Origin of the sequence: Vibrio porteresiae DSM 19223 (genome assembly GCF_024347055.1) — a bacterium.
In the GTDB taxonomy this organism is placed as follows: domain Bacteria; phylum Pseudomonadota; class Gammaproteobacteria; order Enterobacterales; family Vibrionaceae; genus Vibrio; species Vibrio porteresiae.
Map to the genome: position 1 here is coordinate 229,157 of NZ_AP024896.1, position 17,919 is coordinate 247,075.

12 protein-coding genes are annotated in these 17,919 nt (G+C 45.7%); 5 read left to right on the forward strand and 7 right to left on the reverse strand.

From position 1 onward, the window contains the following. Positions 1-103: 103 nt before the first annotated feature. The 6 genes from OCV11_RS17625 to OCV11_RS17650 form a co-directional block, all read right to left on the reverse strand. Positions 104-1,579, reverse strand: coding sequence for an EmmdR/YeeO family multidrug/toxin efflux MATE transporter (locus OCV11_RS17625; RefSeq protein WP_261897332.1), 1,476 nt, complete (start codon positions 1,577-1,579; stop codon positions 104-106). 92 nt (positions 1,580-1,671) lie between these two features. Beyond that, a complete protein-coding gene (locus tag OCV11_RS17630; protein ID WP_261897333.1) occupies positions 1,672-3,312 on the reverse strand; it encodes a pectate lyase in 1,641 nt (546 codons plus the stop codon). A gap of 140 nt (positions 3,313-3,452) precedes the next feature. Further along, positions 3,453-4,739 carry an ABC transporter substrate-binding protein gene (locus OCV11_RS17635; protein WP_261897334.1) on the reverse strand — a complete coding sequence of 429 codons (1,287 nt, stop codon included), beginning with the start codon at positions 4,737-4,739 and terminating at the stop codon, positions 3,453-3,455. A gap of 20 nt (positions 4,740-4,759) precedes the next feature. Further along, a complete protein-coding gene (locus OCV11_RS17640) occupies positions 4,760-5,902 on the reverse strand; it encodes an ABC transporter ATP-binding protein (protein WP_261897335.1) in 1,143 nt (380 codons plus the stop codon). Positions 5,903-5,920: 18 nt separating this feature from the next. After that, on the reverse strand, positions 5,921-6,829 hold the full coding sequence (locus OCV11_RS17645; RefSeq protein ID WP_261897336.1) for a carbohydrate ABC transporter permease: 909 nt from the start codon (positions 6,827-6,829) through the stop codon (positions 5,921-5,923). A 1-nt stretch (position 6,830) separates the two neighbouring features. Continuing rightward, positions 6,831-7,715 (reverse strand): carbohydrate ABC transporter permease, encoded by an 885-nt coding sequence (locus OCV11_RS17650; RefSeq protein ID WP_261897337.1) that lies wholly within the window; start codon positions 7,713-7,715, stop codon positions 6,831-6,833. Between the two features lie 598 nt (positions 7,716-8,313). Between OCV11_RS17650 and OCV11_RS17655 the strand changes: the two genes are divergently transcribed. From OCV11_RS17655 to OCV11_RS17675, 5 genes are all read left to right on the forward strand, one after another. Next, a complete protein-coding gene (locus OCV11_RS17655; RefSeq protein WP_261897338.1) occupies positions 8,314-9,039 on the forward strand; it encodes an oligogalacturonate-specific porin KdgM family protein in 726 nt (241 codons plus the stop codon). An 85-nt stretch (positions 9,040-9,124) separates the two neighbouring features. Then, complete coding sequence (locus tag OCV11_RS17660) at positions 9,125-11,353, forward strand: right-handed parallel beta-helix repeat-containing protein (RefSeq protein WP_261897339.1); 2,229 nt, start codon at positions 9,125-9,127, stop codon at positions 11,351-11,353. Between the two features lie 136 nt (positions 11,354-11,489). Continuing rightward, entirely contained in the window at positions 11,490-13,517 is a 2,028-nt protein-coding gene (locus OCV11_RS17665) for a methyl-accepting chemotaxis protein (protein WP_261897340.1), read from the forward strand. 62 nt (positions 13,518-13,579) lie between these two features. Further along, the gene (locus OCV11_RS17670) at positions 13,580-16,177 is read left to right on the forward strand and encodes a pectinesterase family protein (protein ID WP_261897341.1); all 2,598 of its coding nucleotides are present in this window, start codon (positions 13,580-13,582) and stop codon (positions 16,175-16,177) included. 283 nt (positions 16,178-16,460) lie between these two features. After that, positions 16,461-16,964 carry a GGDEF domain-containing protein gene (locus tag OCV11_RS17675; RefSeq protein ID WP_261897342.1) on the forward strand — a complete coding sequence of 168 codons (504 nt, stop codon included), beginning with the start codon at positions 16,461-16,463 and terminating at the stop codon, positions 16,962-16,964. Between the two features lie 6 nt (positions 16,965-16,970). Here OCV11_RS17675 and OCV11_RS17680 read toward each other — a convergent pair whose 3' ends face one another. Then, positions 16,971-17,918, reverse strand: coding sequence for a transposase (locus tag OCV11_RS17680; protein ID WP_261897343.1), 948 nt, complete (start codon positions 17,916-17,918; stop codon positions 16,971-16,973). Position 17,919: the final 1 nt, after the last annotated feature.

Below are 17,919 nucleotides of genomic sequence, written 5' to 3' on the forward strand. Positions count from 1 at the left end.
CACTGAAAGTGGCGATTGAAAGGGAATTGAGTTAACGCAATTATTCTCAAGCACAAAATGGATTGTGCCTGAGAACGAAGAGAGGAGAAACGAATGAGAAGTCTTAACGTGACTCCTCTTGCAATTTATTTCTGCGGTAAATGTTTAGCCATTTATCGGTCACCATACGATATGCATAGAGAGCGGCTCTAAACCACCAGTCGGCAAACATCCCCAGCCAAATACCGTATACGTTCATGTTGAAATGGATGCCAAGGACATACCCAAACACGATGCGACAACCCCACATACTCGCGATCGCAGTCCACATGCTGTAACGCACATCTTTGGCCCCTTTAAATGTCGAGGGCAATACAAAGGAGGCAGCCCAGACGGGCATCATGATGGCGTTGAGATAAATAAGGTTGGCAACCACATCGATAACTTTGGGATCGCTGGTGTAAATCTGGGCAATTTGCCGGGCAAAAGGAATGGAAAAAATGCCGAGCACCACTAAAAGTGCCGTGGCAGACCACAAAATCAGGCGCATTTCCAATTTCGCTAAACGGGTTTGATCTTGTCCTAAACGTTTACCGATCAGCACGGTTCCCGCCATGGCAAGAGCGTTACCTGGAATATTGACGAACAGCAGTATCGAAAAGGTAATCACATTCCCCGCCATAACCACAGTACCCATCCCTGCTACCATGATCTGGGTGATGAGTTTACCCACGTTAAACATCAGTGATTCGACACTGGCAGGGATACCGATGCCAAGAATTTCCCATAGCGTCGAACGTTTAAATTTTTGGCGATAATCGTTGAGTCTGACCCGCAATGTGCTGTTGTGAGCCAGTACTGCCAGAATCATCATCGCTCCAACCCAACGAGCTGCGGTAACACCGATACCTGCACCAAAGAGCCCTAATCCGTCCCAACCCCAACTGGAAATTCCGTAAATGAGCGGATAGCTAAACACAATATTGAGAATATTCATTAGGATATTGCTCATCGCTGGCGAGCGAGAATTACCGACCGCACGCAGCACACCGCTACCAGCTAAGGTGATGGCTAGCGCGGGATAACTAAAAGCGATGGTTTTTAAATAGAGTGCAGAAAGTTCGATGACATGATGGTCAGCGCCCATGGCGATGATGTCGAGAATCGGACTAATAAATAGGAAGATAAACAGACATGTGGTGATACTGATCACCACGTTCAAATTCATGGCTTGGATAGCGATATCCAGTGCTTTTTCGCGTTTACGGCGGCCAAAAGCTTGTGCGATCAACACTGAACCGCCCAATTCTGTTGCGGTTAACAGTGAAATGATAAGGTAAGTCACGCTATCGCTAATGCCGACGGCGGCGGTTTCTGCCGCGCCAATATGACTTACCAAAATAGTACTGATAATACTCATCAGTACCACACACGTGAGCTCTACCACGATTGGCCAAGTAAATGGAATAATGCTTCGGCGTAACAACACCTTAGAGCGGTGACGTAGCCTTGGGCGAGTCTGCCAACGCTCTTTTAAGGTGTGCATGGTCGCAGACGCAGAAGCAAGAGCTTGGCTGCCGGAACGTGGAAATTTAAACAAAGTACCTCCATCAGACCGAGCGCAGAGTCCCCAATTCTCTGTCTGATGAAGCTCTTATTTGGCACTCAAAGAGCAATAAGGTACTTCATAGATTAGGCTGGTTCACTGTCGGTTCGGTTATATATGACATCGTAGTCGTAGACTGTTTTGATCTCATGATGAATTTGTACTTCACCATGTAAATATCCGCCTTTGGATATGGCCACCGGTAATTGTGAATAACACTGCAGATGGGCTGCTTCCAGTGCTAACAGGGCGTAGGGGATAGGATCATCCAGGCGAACGAATCGATGTGAGGCACTTGGGCGGAACGCGCCGTCATGATAATGCGCTTTGATTAGATTGTCTGCTATTCGATCGCATAGATACAATAATTGTTGATCCTGATGCGGTAGCGCTAATTCAATCAGTGCCAGTAGCAAGTAAGCCGAGGCAAGGGAAGTCTCTGTCGCAACGTCGCTGACCTGTAAGGTCTGTGGATCCAAAGTCCCTAAACCGAAGCGTTTGAGCATAGCACTGGTGAGCTCACGCAGTTTCGGATCATCGCTTTGATGACTGGCGCGAACCAAGGTTAATAAATAAGCCGGATCCGTTGGGGTGCGCTGTAACACCGTGCCTTTTTTGCCGTAATAACCATCGCGTTGGAATTGGTAGCCAGTCATATCCAGCCCGGTATTCCACATCGGAATAATCTCATTTTGTTCTTCATCCCAAGCGTGCGCAAAATAGGCGGTGATGCCATCAATTGCCCATTGAGCTAATTCAGGATCTTGGGCGATGCGAGCACATTCCAAAATGGCGAGTGGGTTATCCACGACCACTGGCCAACTATCACGAAACAGCACATTTGCTTCTCGCGCAATGTCGCCAAACTCAGGACCAAATTGACGTTTGGCACGATCACCAAACCAAGAAAACGTGAGGTTATCATCTTCTGGAATCGGCTCGCGCTGTTTAGGTGACGAGAATTGATATACCGGCATCCCTGTTTTGGGTGGGCGAGCTAATACAAACTGGTGATAGAGATGTTTCGCCCATACTAAGGCTTGTTTGTCACCAGTGTAACGATAGTAGTGACAGGCGGCGTAAATCAGGTCGGTTGACGCATTCACAAAAGTCAAACCAATGGTTTCAGGTAGCTCGGGCCAACGTTTCGGATCGACCACCGCATGAGGACGATGAGTATCGAACGGATTGCCAATCACCGCTTTGCCATATTGACCATGACGGCTGAGATCGAGGCAGTCCCAATCCAGTACATGGGCTGCCCAAAATCCGGTTAGAAATTGCTCGGTTAAAGGGCCGTCAATGCGGTGTAACTGGTCATAGAATGGGAAATGGTGTTTAAGTTCATGGACGCACTCTTTGGAGGCTGGCCCTTCGATATTGCCCTTGGTTAAGTGGACAAAGCGATGACCGCCCCAATGAAACAAACCACTTTGGGCATCACTGTAATGGTTGAGAAAATAGTGGGTGATCTCATCGGCTTGCTCTTGATAACGGGCATCTTTGGTCACGATGGAAAGGGCAACAAGGCCACGTAAAAAGTTTTGCTGACTGGCAAAGTTACTCATTGGCACTTGATGACCATCTGGGTAGGTCCAGTTGACCGGCTGCTTGGTTAACCAATCTAAGCCATCGGCCAGTAAGGGGGATTGAGTAGAGCGAGCGAGTTCAAGCACTCGTTGATAGTAGCTTTCCAGAAGTGGCAAATTGGAATGGCGTGATGACATAACAAACCTCAAAATACGCAGCGTCAAAGAGTCAATTTTTCTTGTTGATATATCTCACCTAACTAAATGAAATAAATAGTAATTAGGTGAGATATAACAGCAAAAATGCCACCGGTATTGCTACCGGTGGCGTGGGGAGGTTATTTAGCAATTCTCGCTAATACGCGGTTACCACGGCGCAAGAAGTTTTGCGCAGAGTCCGCAGGAGTTGATTGGCCGTAGTCAAGGTGTTCCATCTCTTCTTGGAACAGTTCCATCAACTGGGCGTTGTCAGTGTAGGTGGTTGGGGTGATCACTTGAGGCAGTTGCTGCGCTTGTGCATAACCTTCATAGGACAAGCTTGCCTTATCGATTTCACCACTTGATTTCAAAATTTCTAGGCCTTTGTGACTCATAGGAATACCACGAGCCAAACCAAGTGCTTTCACACCATCTGGATCATTAAGCAGGAAGTTGACCAATTTAGCCGCTTCTTCTGGATGTTTGGTATTACGACCAATTGAGAACATCATTGAAGGGCGTGCAAGCAAACCTGCGTCTGTCGCATTTGGCACCATTGGGTATGGACCTAATTCCAAAGACATTGGTGGTTGTAGGTTATCGGAGTACTTAGGCACTGCGGTATCCCACATGTACAAGCCACCAAAACGGCCATCAATCCAAGGGCGCATTTCATACAAGTTACCTTTACCGTACGATGCGTACTCTTTAGTTGATGGGAAAACATGGCCTTTCACTTGATCCACATACATCTGGAAGAAGTCGGTCATCTCTTTCTTATCGAAATCGAGCATGTTGGTATCATGGTTGATGATGTCTTTGCCAAATTTCTGAATGTAGTAAGAGCGGTTCATTGCAAAAATATCACGTGCTTCAATCACGAGTGGGTAGTAATCCTCGCCCAGTTTTTGCTCGAAAACTTGACCGGCTTTCATCAGCTCGTCCCAGTTAGTTGGGTAAGCCAATCCTGCTTTGGCCCAAGTGTCCTTGTTATAGTAGAAGACACGAGAAGTCATACTGACAGGCAGACCTTCCAATTTGCCACTGACGGTGGTCATCTTGATGGCTTGAGCTGGGAACTGATTCACTTGCAGTGCATCTTTTTCTTGGAACATATCGTAGAAGCCTTCGCCATCACGCGAGAAAATAGGCAGCCAGTTCCAGTTGGTTTGCATTACGTCAGGTTCGGTATTACCGGCAATTTGCGTGGTTAGACGAGATAGGTGACCATCCCAACCGGTATATTCGCCCTTGACGACAATGTCTGGGTATTTTTCATGAAATTTTTCTAGCGCTTGTAAAGTGGCTTGGTGGCGGGAGTTACCACCCCACCAAGACATGCGCAGTTCGGTTTGTGCGTAAGCACTACTAGCAATTGAGCCTAAAGCCAATGCAGTTAAGGTAGCAAGTAAGGTACGTTTCATCATAATAGCGTCTCCAAGCGCGTTTATTTTTTCAGAGAGATATTCATTTCTGTTTCTTTATCAAACACATGGGCTTTGTTCATATCGAAAATGAATTTAACCCCTTTTTGTAATTTCATATCGAGTTTGGCTTTGACATCATCAATTGGAACACGAGAAGTAAATTCGTCATTACCGATGCGGAAATAGACGAACACTTCATGGCCCATGTTTTCCATACGAATAACATCACCCACAATGATCTGTTCGTGAGCTAATGCTTCGTCGGTTAACGCCAGCGTGATGTTGTCTGGGCGGATACCCATTACGGTTTTCTTGTATTGGTGCGAGCGAATTAACGCCGCTTTTTCTTCAGGGATGACTAGGTGTTGACCATCCATATTGATAACCAATTTACCCTCGTGCTCTTTCAACTCGACATCAATAAGGTTCATTTCTGGAGCGCCGATAAAGCCAGCTACGAACATGTTGACGGGAGCGTTATAGAGATTTTCTGGGGTGTCGACTTGCATGATTTCACCCAATTTCATCACACAAATACGGTCGCCCATGGTCATTGCTTCTGTTTGGTCATGGGTAACGTAAACCGCGGTTGCAGGACGATTTTCGTTCTTCAGGTGTTTGTGCAAATCAGAGATACGCACACGCATTGATGCACGCAATTTAGCGTCCAAGTTAGATAAAGGTTCGTCAAACAAGAACACATCCGGTTTTTTCACGATGGCACGACCTACGGCAACACGCTGTGCCTGACCACCAGAAAGTTGACGAGGCAAGCGATCAAGCAGTTCTTCGATCTCCAAAATACGTGCCGCTTCATGCACACGCTGGTGGATCTCTTCTTTTGGCAGTTTTTGCAGCTTCAGACCAAATGCCAGGTTTTCTTCTACCGTCATGTGTGGATACAAGGCGTAGTTTTGGAACACCATGGCGATACCACGATCTTTAGGCGCTAAGTTATTAACGACTTTGCCGCCGATGGTCACTTCGCCACCTGTGATGCTTTCCAGGCCTGCTAACATACGAAGAGTGGTGGATTTTGCGCAGCCTGATGGGCCAACAATTACCAAAAACTCACCATCTCTAATGGTCAAATCAATACCGTGAACTGCACGAAAACCGTTTGAATACACTTTTTCAAGTTGTTTAAATTTCACTTCAGCCATTGTTGTTACTCCGAAAAATTAGCCTTTGATACCGCTGTTACTTACGCCTTCAACAAAGTATTTTTGTGACATGAAGAAGACTATGATGGACGGAATAATAGAGATGGAAGCCATTGCCAAAATCTCATTCCATTTAGCTCCTTCAGTGACGTCGATAGACATTTTCAGTGCGAGAGCGATTGGGTATTTCTCAACACTGGAGACGTAAATCAATGGACCAAGGAAGTCGTTGACTGACCACATGAACTGGAACAGAGCAACAGAAATGATGGCTGGACGAATAACAGGCACCACCACGTACCACAGAACTTGGAAAGAGTTACAACCGTCAATCATGGCTGCTTCTTCCATATCGGTAGGTACACCACGTAAGAACTGCACCAACATGAACACAAAGAACCCTTGTGTTGCGAAGGCAACTGGCAAATACAGTGGTAGGTAACTGTCGAGTAGGTTCATCTCACGAAACATCAAATATTGAGGAATCAACAAGACGGACTGAGGTAACAAAATGGTCGCGATCAAGGTAGCAAACCAAAATCCTTTCCAAGGGATTTCGAAGCGCGCAAACGCAAAAGCTACGATGGTAGACGACACTACGGTAAAGAGTACTTTTGGCAACACATAAGCAAAGGTATTTATAATGTAGTGACCAAAGGTAAATTCAGTACCGGTTTTCCAACCGTTGATAAACCCTTCTAAGCTCCATTCATGTGGAATCAAACTGAGCGAAGAGAAAATCTCATGGTTCGGTTTCATGGATGCGGAAAACATCCAAAACAGTGGGTAAAGCATAGTGACACCCACGATGATCAATACGGTATAGCGAATAAAGGCATTGATCTTTTCACGACGAATGGTGCGGTCGTTCTCTAAACGGCTCTCTTTTTCAGAAGTCGTATTCTGTGCTGTTAATGTAGTAGCCATGTTATTTACCTCCTTTATCACCGGAATAGAACACCCAGTATTTGGATGAACGGAAGGTGATAGCGGTGAAGATTGCAACGACGATGAACAGAGCCCATGCGAGTGCGCTGCCGTAGCCCATATCGAAGAACTTGAATGCGGTTTCGTAAATGTACAGCGAGATCAAGTAAGTCGATTTCATTGGACCACCGCCTGTCACAACATAAGGAGCGGTAAATTCTTGGAACGCTTGAGTGGTCTGCATAATGAAGTTGAAGAAAATCACCGGTGTAATTAGAGGTACGGTCACTTTCAGGAACATTTGCCATTTGCTTGCCCCATCGATCATGGCTGCCTCATATTGCGATTGAGGTACGTTCTGCAATGCAGCCAAGAAGATCACCATGGCTGAGCCGAACTGCCAAGCACGCAGCAGTGTGATGGAAAACAGAGCAAAAGCGGGTTCGCCTAACCAGTTGACCGGATCAATACCGATGAATCCAAGCAACCCGTTTAGCACGCCGTCGATAGCAAATAGGGCACGCCATAATACTGCGATGGCAATACTGCTCCCCAAAATCGAAGGGATGTAATAGGCGGTACGGAAAAAGCCAATCCCTTTCAATTTGAAGTTCAGAATGAACGCAATAAATAACGCAAAAGCCAGTTTAACTGGAATGGTCAAGAAAACGTACGCGAACGTAACGCCCATTGATTTCCAGAATAAGTCATCTTCGGTGAGCATATACCGATAGTTCTCGAGTCCCACAAACTTAGGTGCGGTCATCAAATCGTAGTCGGTGAAGCTCATCAAAAATGACGAAACAAATGGAAAGGCAGTAAACACTATCAGCCCCAGAATGTAGGGGGATAGGTATGCCAGTCCAAGCTTACGACTTTCATACATTTTCTCGTCCTCGTAGTTAAGGTGATTTACCTGAGAGTTGAATACACTCTTCCTCGCCACTCTCTGGTTTCTGCTGAACATTAAACGTACGAGAAAAGTTTATTTCCACTGCTATTTACCATAATTGTGATCTGAAAACTCATTTTCAAAATATTTTAAATAAAAATATGAAACATCGTTTCTTTTTATGTTTTCAATATTTTTGAAACGATATTGGATGTGCATTTACTGAGGATTATTTACATTGATTTACGTCAAATTTTTACGATTATATAAGTGATCTAGTTAAAACTTCATAAATTATAAAATATAAGATATTGAAAAATAAAGGTATAAATTTTGTGTTTAGTTTATGGTATTTTGTTCTAGCTATGAATTAAATATTCGGATTTTTTACTTTGTAAGGAACTGAATTAAATATTTCCATTTCATTTTTATTTTTAAATATGGCGTTATTTTATTTTGATCACACAAATCTAAAAATATAAATGAAACATCGTTTCGTAGATCACAAAATGTTGTTTGGCAACTTTCTTCTGCTTTGGGTTAGAGTTAGGTTGTCCACCGTGAATCTAATAAAACAAAACGGTGTTTCAATATGAAAGCTAAAATCTTAACCTCAGCTATCCTACTGGCTATGACCAGTGTTGCCGCCAATGCAACCACCATTAACATTCGTCATGAAACCACGCCTCGTTACGACGGCCAATCTGCAAAACAAGCTGACCGTATCGCGGTAAGTAATCGTTTTAAAAATGGCGTCGGCTTCGAAGTTGAAGCGAAATGGAAAAGTGACAACGAAGATGCGTTTGGTGAACAAGAAGGCAACGGTCAACAAGCTAACGTGAGTTATCAATATAAGTTAAATGATGCTTGGAGCTTAACTCCTCAATACAAATGGGAGTCTAGTTCCGACAAAGTGGGGCATCAATTTAACTTGACCTTAGGTTACAAAGTGAACCCAGATTGGTCAGTTTCATTCCGTCATCGTTACCACTATGAAAACAAAGTGGATGGTGACAACTCACACTACAACCGCTGGACTTTTGCTGCGAGTTACGGCGGTTTCGATACTTGGAAGTTAGGTGGTAGCTTCGACTATACCTTCAACCCTGATTCATCTGGTCCACGTTGGAAAGACCACCAAAACTGGTTCTCTGAAGTGAACTTTACTGGTGAATACACAGGTTTCGACAGCGGTTGGCATCCATTTACAGAAATTGGTTTTGTTCCTTACAAATCCGGTGATTACGTTTATCAAGGTAGTTCTCAAAACGATAAATGGCGTCCTCGTGTGCGTGTTGGTGTGAAATACAGCTTCTAATCTTGATGTCTTACTTTCGTCCACTGAAGGCTTATTTTGAGACTGCCGTCGAAATAGGCCTTTTTTTGTTCAAGGATTTTGAAATATGAAAAGAACTCCTATCGCGTTATCTATCGCCTCCATTCTGGCTTTGGGTGGGTGCGCGTCTCAAGCCGATCAAGTGATTTCTCACAGTGACTCATTAACTTGGCAAGCGATTACGTTTGGTCAATCAACCGACATGAACTTTGGTTCCACAATTCTGCCGGAGAAAGTCGGTACTAACCAAGTCACTGTCGATGGTAAATTGGTTCAGCCAGGTCCTGTGGCGTCTCGTTTTACCATCGAGAGTCGCGGTGGTAAGTTAGCCAACTCTCATGACGGCGGTACGTTCTACTACACTGAATTGCCTACCGATGTGAACTTCACGCTCTCTGCTGATGTGACACTAGATCAACTGGGTCCAGAAACAGGCTCAACGCCTAACCGCCAAGAAGGTGCTGGTTTGATGGTGCGAGATGTTCTGGGTAAACCTCGTATGAATCCTCAACCGGAAGGGGAAGAAGAGTTTCCTGCGGCGTCCAACATGGTGATGAACCTGATTCGTGCCAATAAGAAAGCCAATAACGGTTTGGTGAATATGGACGGCAATTACCGCGAAGGTATCTATCAACCTTGGGGTACTGCCGGTAACCGTATGAGCCATAATGAATATGTTAAAGGTGTTCCTTACGGTAAAGGTCAAAGCTACCACATGACGCTGACTCGTACCGATTCAGGTTACGAAGTGAGTTACAGCAATGGCAAAGAGAGCAAAACTTTCCCAGTGAAAGGGGCGAATGCCAATATCGTTCAGATGCAAGATGCTAAACATCAATACGTTGGCTTCTTTGCTTCACGTAACGCAAAAATCACCGTGACCAATGTGAAATTGGATTTGAGTAAAGCCAATACTGTGGATGCACCACGTTATCACGCCAAATTGGTTGCGCCAGTGCTGCAACAAGCGTCTCCAGACCAATCACCGATTGCTGATTACACTGTGCAAGCTCGTGCCAACTACACCGGCAAATTTGGGGTGCAACAAGATGGTCAATGGTTAGTGAAAGACAAGTTGGTCACTGCTGGCGAGATGTTTGATTACAACACCAGTCTTCAACAAGCTCAGACTAAGTTTGATGTTTCCTTCACACCAATCGAAGGACCTGATCTTAAAACGATCAGTTATCACTACTCAGTGGCTCAGGTTAAACAAGCCGATCCAATGACGCTCAAAGTCAATCCGAAAGGAACGAATGGCGCGCTGACTTTACAACAAGCGGTCAATATTCTTCCTCCAGGCGGTACGATTTTAGTGGCCGATGGTGACTATCCAGCCTTGACGATCCCTGTTTCAGCCAGCGGTACTGCTGACAAAATGAAAACCATTAAAGCAACCGGAGACCATGTACGCTTTACTGGTACGTATCTACACGATGCCAACTACTGGAATGTGTCCAATATCGAAGTCGATGGCGCACGTACCATCGTGAGTGGTAGCCATAATAACTTCGATCATATGGAAACCCATAACTCACCTGATACTGGCTTCCAGATCTCCTCAGATGGTGACGTAGGTCGTGCGCTGTGGGCAAGTTACAACACCGTAAGTGACAGTGAAAGTTACAACAATATGGATGAAGCGCAGATCAACGCGGATGGCTTTGCAGTCAAGATGCGTGTTGGTGATGGCAACACTCTCATTCGTTGTATTTCTCACCATAACATTGATGACGGTTTTGACCTGTTCAACAAAGTGGAAGATGGCCCAGATGGTGCAGTAACTATCCTTGACTCTGTTGCTTATATGAATGGTGAAACCATGACAGTGGCAGCGAAAGGTGGCACACGTGGTAACGGCTTTAAACTCGGTGGTGAAGGTTTACCTGTCGCTCATGTGGTGAAAAACAGCCTATCGTTCCACAACAATATGGATGGCTTTACCGACAACTTTAACCCAGGTGCCCTGATTCTGGAAAACAACGTTTCTATCGACAACAAACGCTTTAACTTCTTGTTCCGTAAGAGCCCATACTCTGCGAGCGTGAAGCAAGGTACGTTTGATAATGACCAATCTTATCGTTTCTTCGTGACCAGCGAATACAACGATGTCGTAAATGGCGATAGTCTGAAGAACAACCGCTTTATCAACAATGGTGTGACAGTTGATGCGCAAGGTAATCCTGTGCAAGGCCCATGGGTTGAATCATTGAAAAAAGCAGCACGTGTTAATCCAAAATCGACTAACCCTGGTGCAGAAGCGATCGACGATATTCGCGCGTTTGTCTTCCAATAAATTGAGTTAGTCATCTTAAGCTAAGCAAATCAGGCTCTGCTCTTGCAGTTGCAACAGAGCCTGACTTTGCGACGTTTTTCATTGTTACTCATGACATATCCCGTGGTGAATTTGCCATTTCACTGAGGACAACTAAATGAAACATCTTTTGCGTAAACGTAGTGTCGGTTTGCAACTGAAACTGGGTATGTTGTGTTGTTTAACCATCGCCTTTGCTGTCATCGCCTCTTTGGTGTATCACAATGCGCAGCAAGCGCTGTTAACTCAAACGTATCAAGAGCAGCAATCCAAATTAGATGCCATCGCAACGACGGTTGCGGGGCAGTACGACGCTTATGTTTCAACGACTAAGGTTCTCAACTCCACTTTACGTAACGGTTATTTGGCTGGGTTGGAAGTGAGTACCGATTCTGTTGATTATGCCGGTCGTTCGATTCGCAATATCGAGCAATACGGCTTACCTCTCGTTAATAATCACGATATTTTCGATACCTTTACCGCCGATACTGGCGCTATTGGTCAGCTCTATTCACGTTCTGGTTCCGAATGGGTGGCGATTGCGGGCAGCTCAAAAGCGACAAGCAGCAGCGATACCGAGTCGGTATTGGGTCAATCTTTTGCTGGCTACAGCAACTTAACGGCAGGTCAACCTTTTGTTGCTCAGGAAACTCATGCTGGGCAAGCCTTTCTTGTTTATTACCAGCCACTATTAGATGGACAGAAACAGCCAGCTGGTGTGCTGTCGGTCGCGCTGTCAGTTGAAAAAGCCACTCAACAAATTCTCGCTTCTTTACAAGAAATTCATTGGGGGAAAACCGGTGATACGCTGGTTGTGGATCGTAATAAGGCCACTCACGGCGAATTTCTGTTGGGTTCCCTAAGTGGTGCAACTACCTTCTTTCAATTTGTCGATGCAGATGGCCATCAGCCCTTTGCTACATTGGCAGATTCTTCTCGCGGACTGCTGACCATTGAGACGAAACATGGTCAGAGTGTCGAGCAACGTTTTGTTATTTACACCGCAGTGAAAGGGTGGAACTGGCTGTTAGTCGGTGGCACTTGGATGAATGAAGTGACCCAACAGAGCCGCGACTTGCTGTGGCTTATTATTGGATTTGCCGTCACTGTCGGTATAGCGACTTATGGGGTGATGACGTGGTTAATCCAACGTCTCCTTGGTCCGCTGCGCACGATTACCCAGTACATGCATCGTTTAGAGCAAGGCGAAGTGAGCGTGGTGATTCCTCGTGAAGCCGATGCGGGTAATAATGAGATGACGCAGCTTTCTAACAGCGTAAGTCAAATGGCTGAGCGCTTGGCTGGCTTAGTTGAGCAAATTCGCAAATCCAGTGTGGCGGTCGAAACGCAGTCCACCGATGTCGCGCAAGATGCCAAACGCAATTTGATGCAATCTCATGAGCAGCAACAGCAGGTAGAGCAGGTGGTGACAGCCATTGAAGAGATGGCGACCTCTGCCGACTCAGTCGCCCAGCAGGTCGATACCATAGTGGCCAGTGTTGTGGAAGCCAATCAAGACATTAATGCTGGCAGCCAATTGGTCGGCTCGGTCTCTGCTGCGATGGAGCAGCTCCATCATCAACTGGAACAGACCTATCAAGCGATTACCGTGGTAGACAGCAATAGCCATCAAATTCAGCAAGTTACCACAATGATCAGCGAAATCGCCGAACAAACCAATTTGCTGGCTCTTAACGCAGCGATTGAAGCTGCTCGGGCTGGTGAGCAAGGTCGCGGCTTTGCGGTTGTGGCTGATGAGGTGCGCACCTTAGCGCACCGTACCCAAACCTCAGTCAAAAACGTGGAACAGATCATCACAACATTGCGCCATTCGACGCAAGAAACAGTGAAGTTGACGCAGCAGAGTCAGCAACAAGCGGATGATGTTTATCATCAATCCAAGCAAGCGGGAGAGACGCTTCGCGCGATTGCTTCTCAGGTCAATACCATTACCGATCAAACTCAGGCAATTGCGGCGACAGTGGAAGAACAAGCGAATGTTTCCCAACTGGTGGCGTCGAACGCCAGTGATATCAACGATCTCAATTTGAAAAATCAGAAGACCAGTCAGCAGACGGTGCAAAGTGCTCAATCGCTGCAGCAAGAGGCCCATCAGCTCCAAAGTCAGGTCGCCTATTTCCGTTAATAACGATCAAGCGGTGGGCTAAATCTGCCGCTTTGAACGCTCTCTTTACAAGGACATTTAGAATGAAAATAAATCGGGTTACTTTAGGGATTGGTGCTGCCACCATGCTCTGTTTTTCCTCCGCATTCGCAGTGCCTCTATATGATGTGGTTGTCGCACCAGATGGTTCTGGCGATTACGCCTCAATACAAACGGCGATTGATCATGCACCGGATGGGGATTCACCTTACGTTATCTACATTCGTAACGGGGTCTATCAAGAAAAGCTCGAAGTCACGAGACCCAATATTTATCTGATTGGTCAAGACCGAGATCGTACCGTCATTGAAGCTGCCACCGCCAATGGGACTCTGCGACCTGATGGTAAAAAGTTCGGTACTTTTGGTAGCCGTACGGTCAGCATTGATGCTAAAGGTTTTCAGGCGCGTTCACTGACCATCGAAAACAGTTTTGATTACCCTGCTAACCAAGCGAAAAAAGAGAGTGACCCGACCAAAATCAAGAGTCCGCAAGCCGTGGCTCTATTGGTGTCTAACCATGGCGATCGCGCTGAATTTAAAGATGTCAGTTTAGTGAGTTATCAAGATACCTTGTATGTCCGCGCTGGGCGCAGCTTCTTTGACCAATCCAAAATCGCGGGCAATATCGATTTCATTTTCGGGCTTGGTACGGCGCTGATTAAAGACAGCGATATTATTGCTCGTCAACGTTCTGATGCGGCTCCAGGAGAACCTTTAGGCTACATTACCGCGCCAGCAACTGACATAAAAACTCCGTTTGGTTTGGTGTTTAAAAATTGCCATTTGACCAAAGAAGCTGGCGTTCCTGCCAACAGTTATGGATTAGGCCGTCCTTGGCATCCTACCACTACCTTTGCCGATGGTCGTTATGCTGACCCGAATGCCATCGGTAACTCAACGTTTATCGACTGTACCATGGACGACCATATTTATGGTTGGGACAAAATGAGCGGCCATGATAAACAAAATCAAACCGTGTGGTTTTATCCAAAAGACTCGCGCTTCTGGGAATTTGGTAGCCAAGGTAAAGGGGCGAAAGCCAGTGATGAGCGTCCTCAACTGACCCAAACACAAGCTGCTCAATATACCGATGAAGCGGTCCTCAGTGGTTGGCAGCCAGAGATTTCGTTAGCAGCTAAGAGTGAATTGCAGGGAGAAGTGCTGCATAACACCATGACGTTCCCAGCCAAAGTGACCATCAAAGATAGCCTTGGCAAAGTAGTACAAACAGAAACCGACCGCTCTGGGCATTATCAAGCCAGCATTGCGGGGATGACAGCGCCGTTGTTGGTGAGCGTTGACGATCACAGTGGCACATCGTGTTTAACCAGTTCATCTAAACGCTCTATTTGCGCAGCGGCAGTGGTGGCTGATGTGAATAATAATGGCGTAACAGTAGGTAACGTTAACCCCTTCTCAGATTTGATTGCTTCTGTACTGGCAAGACAAGAAGGTTTGCTTGGTCCTCAAGAGTTAACCGAAGCCAAACAACTGCCTGCGTTATCTCATCAAGAGTGGGTGAAGGCAAATCAACACTTCGATCAAGCGTTTCACAGCTTACTTAGCCATTATGGACTGAAAGGTGAGCAAGCTTTAGACCCTGTCAGCTACCCAGCACAGTATCATCCAGTCATGGCGGCATTGGCTCAGCAGGTGCTACATAACCGTGGTTACGATACCAAAACAGGGTTGGCAAATGGCACTACACTAACCGATTTGGCATTTAAGCCATTGATTAGCTTAGATAGTAATCCTATCTACTATCTGGACCGTGATCAGCTAGGTAGCACTGCGCAACGTTTGGCAACAGCGAAAACTCGCATTTTCATCGTTGGGGATTCAACCGCGTCTTACTATGAACCTGATGTGTTCCCTCGTACTGGCTGGGGACAGGCATTTAACTCTCTATTGAGCAACAACCCGAACGTTATGGTGGTGAACGCTGCTCGTTCTGGTCGCAGTTCTCGTGACTATATGAATGGTCGTTGGTTAAGCCTTTTAGAACAAAGCGTTAAACCAGGTGACTATCTGTTCATTCAGTTCAGTCATAACGATGAAAAATGCGATGCTTCTCAAGCAGGTCGTGGTCCAATCGACGTGGCTAACTTGTGTACTTATCCAAACAATGCCAAAGGTGAACCGCAATATCCGGCTGGTCATCCAGAGATGTCATTGCAAAATAACCTTGAGAAGTACCTTGCGTTTGCCAAAGAACATCAGATGCATCCGGTCTTTTTAACATCGTTACCACGAGCCAATAAAAATGGCTTGCCACTGAACCCAGTGCAACATGTCACTAAACAAAATGCACGCAAGGGCTTTGCTTTTGTTGGTAGCTACACGGATACCGTTAAACAAACTGCTGAGAAAAACGGGGTGCCTTTGATTGATATTCAAAAACAGATGATCAATTTGGCCGACCAGTCTGCGGATTGGAAAACGTTGTGGCTGGCGATCAACCCAGATAAATATCCTTACTACGAAGGACGCTCTGGCAGCTTAACCAAACCAGATACCACGCACTTCCAACTGCGCGGCGCTAACATGGTTGCCCACACAGTGTTGCAAGACATTCAAACGCAACCAACGTTGAAACCGTTAGCTACCCTTATCGGGACAGGCACCACAACCACCCGATAGCTTCCTCTTCGTCCACACTTGTGAGGACAGGCAGCTTTATGAGAGGACAGGCGCTGTAAGCGCGATATAAGCAATAAAACGCAGCGATAAAAGGAAAGGCACCACAAATAAAACAGCTCACTTCGGTGGGCTGTTTTTGTTTGCACTTTAAAGATATACCGCACGCTATTTAAGAAATGCTCTGAAACATCGCTGTATTTGATAGACGCCAAGCACTTGAGCCGAAGTCGAGGCATTTTTCGACTATGCTTTAGTCGATAGTAGGTAGAGGAGTAAGAAAGGTATGTCTTTGAATGAATCGATGTTGAGCAGTAACAGTCATTCTGCGCTCTCTGGCATCTATGATCCATTGACCGATTTGTATAATCGCAATTTGTTTATTCAGGTATCAAACGCGCTGCTGCGCATTTCGATTCGACAGAAAATGCCAGTGTGTATTGCGATGATTAGTTTAGATCGTTTTGATGAAATGGAATCTTCAGAGACAGATATCGTAGTTAAAGCCAGTGCTAATTTGCTTAAACAGGTCACCCGAGATAGCGATGTGTTATCGCACTTTGATAAAGATAAATTCGCGTTGCTGCTGTATAACTGCAATCATCAATCTTCAAAGATGGTAGCAGATAGAATTCATCATCAAATTCAAGATCATATTGAATTTCATAACCAGCCAGTATCCATCAGTATCGGACTGGCGGAATTTGATAATAGCCTGTCTGAGCGATTGGAAAACCTATCGGATCAACTGGTGGAAGATGCGTTACACGCGATGACTCATTATCACTAGCTGATACTACACCGCGACTCCTTGAATACGCTGCTTGTTCAAACTGACCTTTGCGTTACTAAGGTTATCGGGGGTTCCTACCCACAGGCAGCGGCGTTTCTCTATCTGAGTGCAAGCAGAGAAAAAGTCACTGCCATCAATACCTAACCGTTGGATTAGATGCGGTTGGTTTTTTACCTCTGCATTTTGATGAACCACTGTTTTGGCAATCCAATCCACCCATTCGAGATAATCTATTAAACGAAACGGCAAGCCTTGCTTTTGCTCTTGAATACCCACGAAAGGCAAGAGTGATGCGGGATTTGGCTGGTTTTGTTGCAAGGCATCAATGCGCAGTTTGAGTGACGTGTGCTCGGCCTTTTCAGGCGCGTTGGCTATTTTGGCTCGTACTGGATTTAAATCGACATACGTCATTGCCGCCAATAAAGCTTTTTCATCCAGCAGGGCCTGAGACTTATAACGCCCTTCCCAAAAATGCCCCGTGCATTCGTCTTCCTTATTTGACAAACAAGCGATACTCATATTGAGTTCTTTCATCATCCAGCTTAGTGAGTAAAGCCGTTCACGCCAGCTTTCGATAAGCTGATGGTATTGTTCCAGTACCAGATGATTAGGTTGTTTCATGTTTTGTACGCGAGTAATAAAAGGATCGAGTTTGTGCTCTTGTGACCAACGCTCGATAACCTCTTGATCGGATAGCGCCAGAGCCTTTTCTTTATTGATATGTGCGACCAGATGATAGTGATTACTCATCACCGCATAAGCACAAATATCAATGCAGTAGATAGTGGCGAGTTGGTGGATCCGCTTTTCCAGCCAAGCGCGGCGATGTTCATAAGAGCGATTGGTGAGAGGGTCTTGACCGCATAAGAAAGAGCGTCGAACACAGCGGGAAACGCAGTGATAATAAGGCGTAACAGTGAGGTCGACTTGTTGGCGTCTGGCTATGGTCATC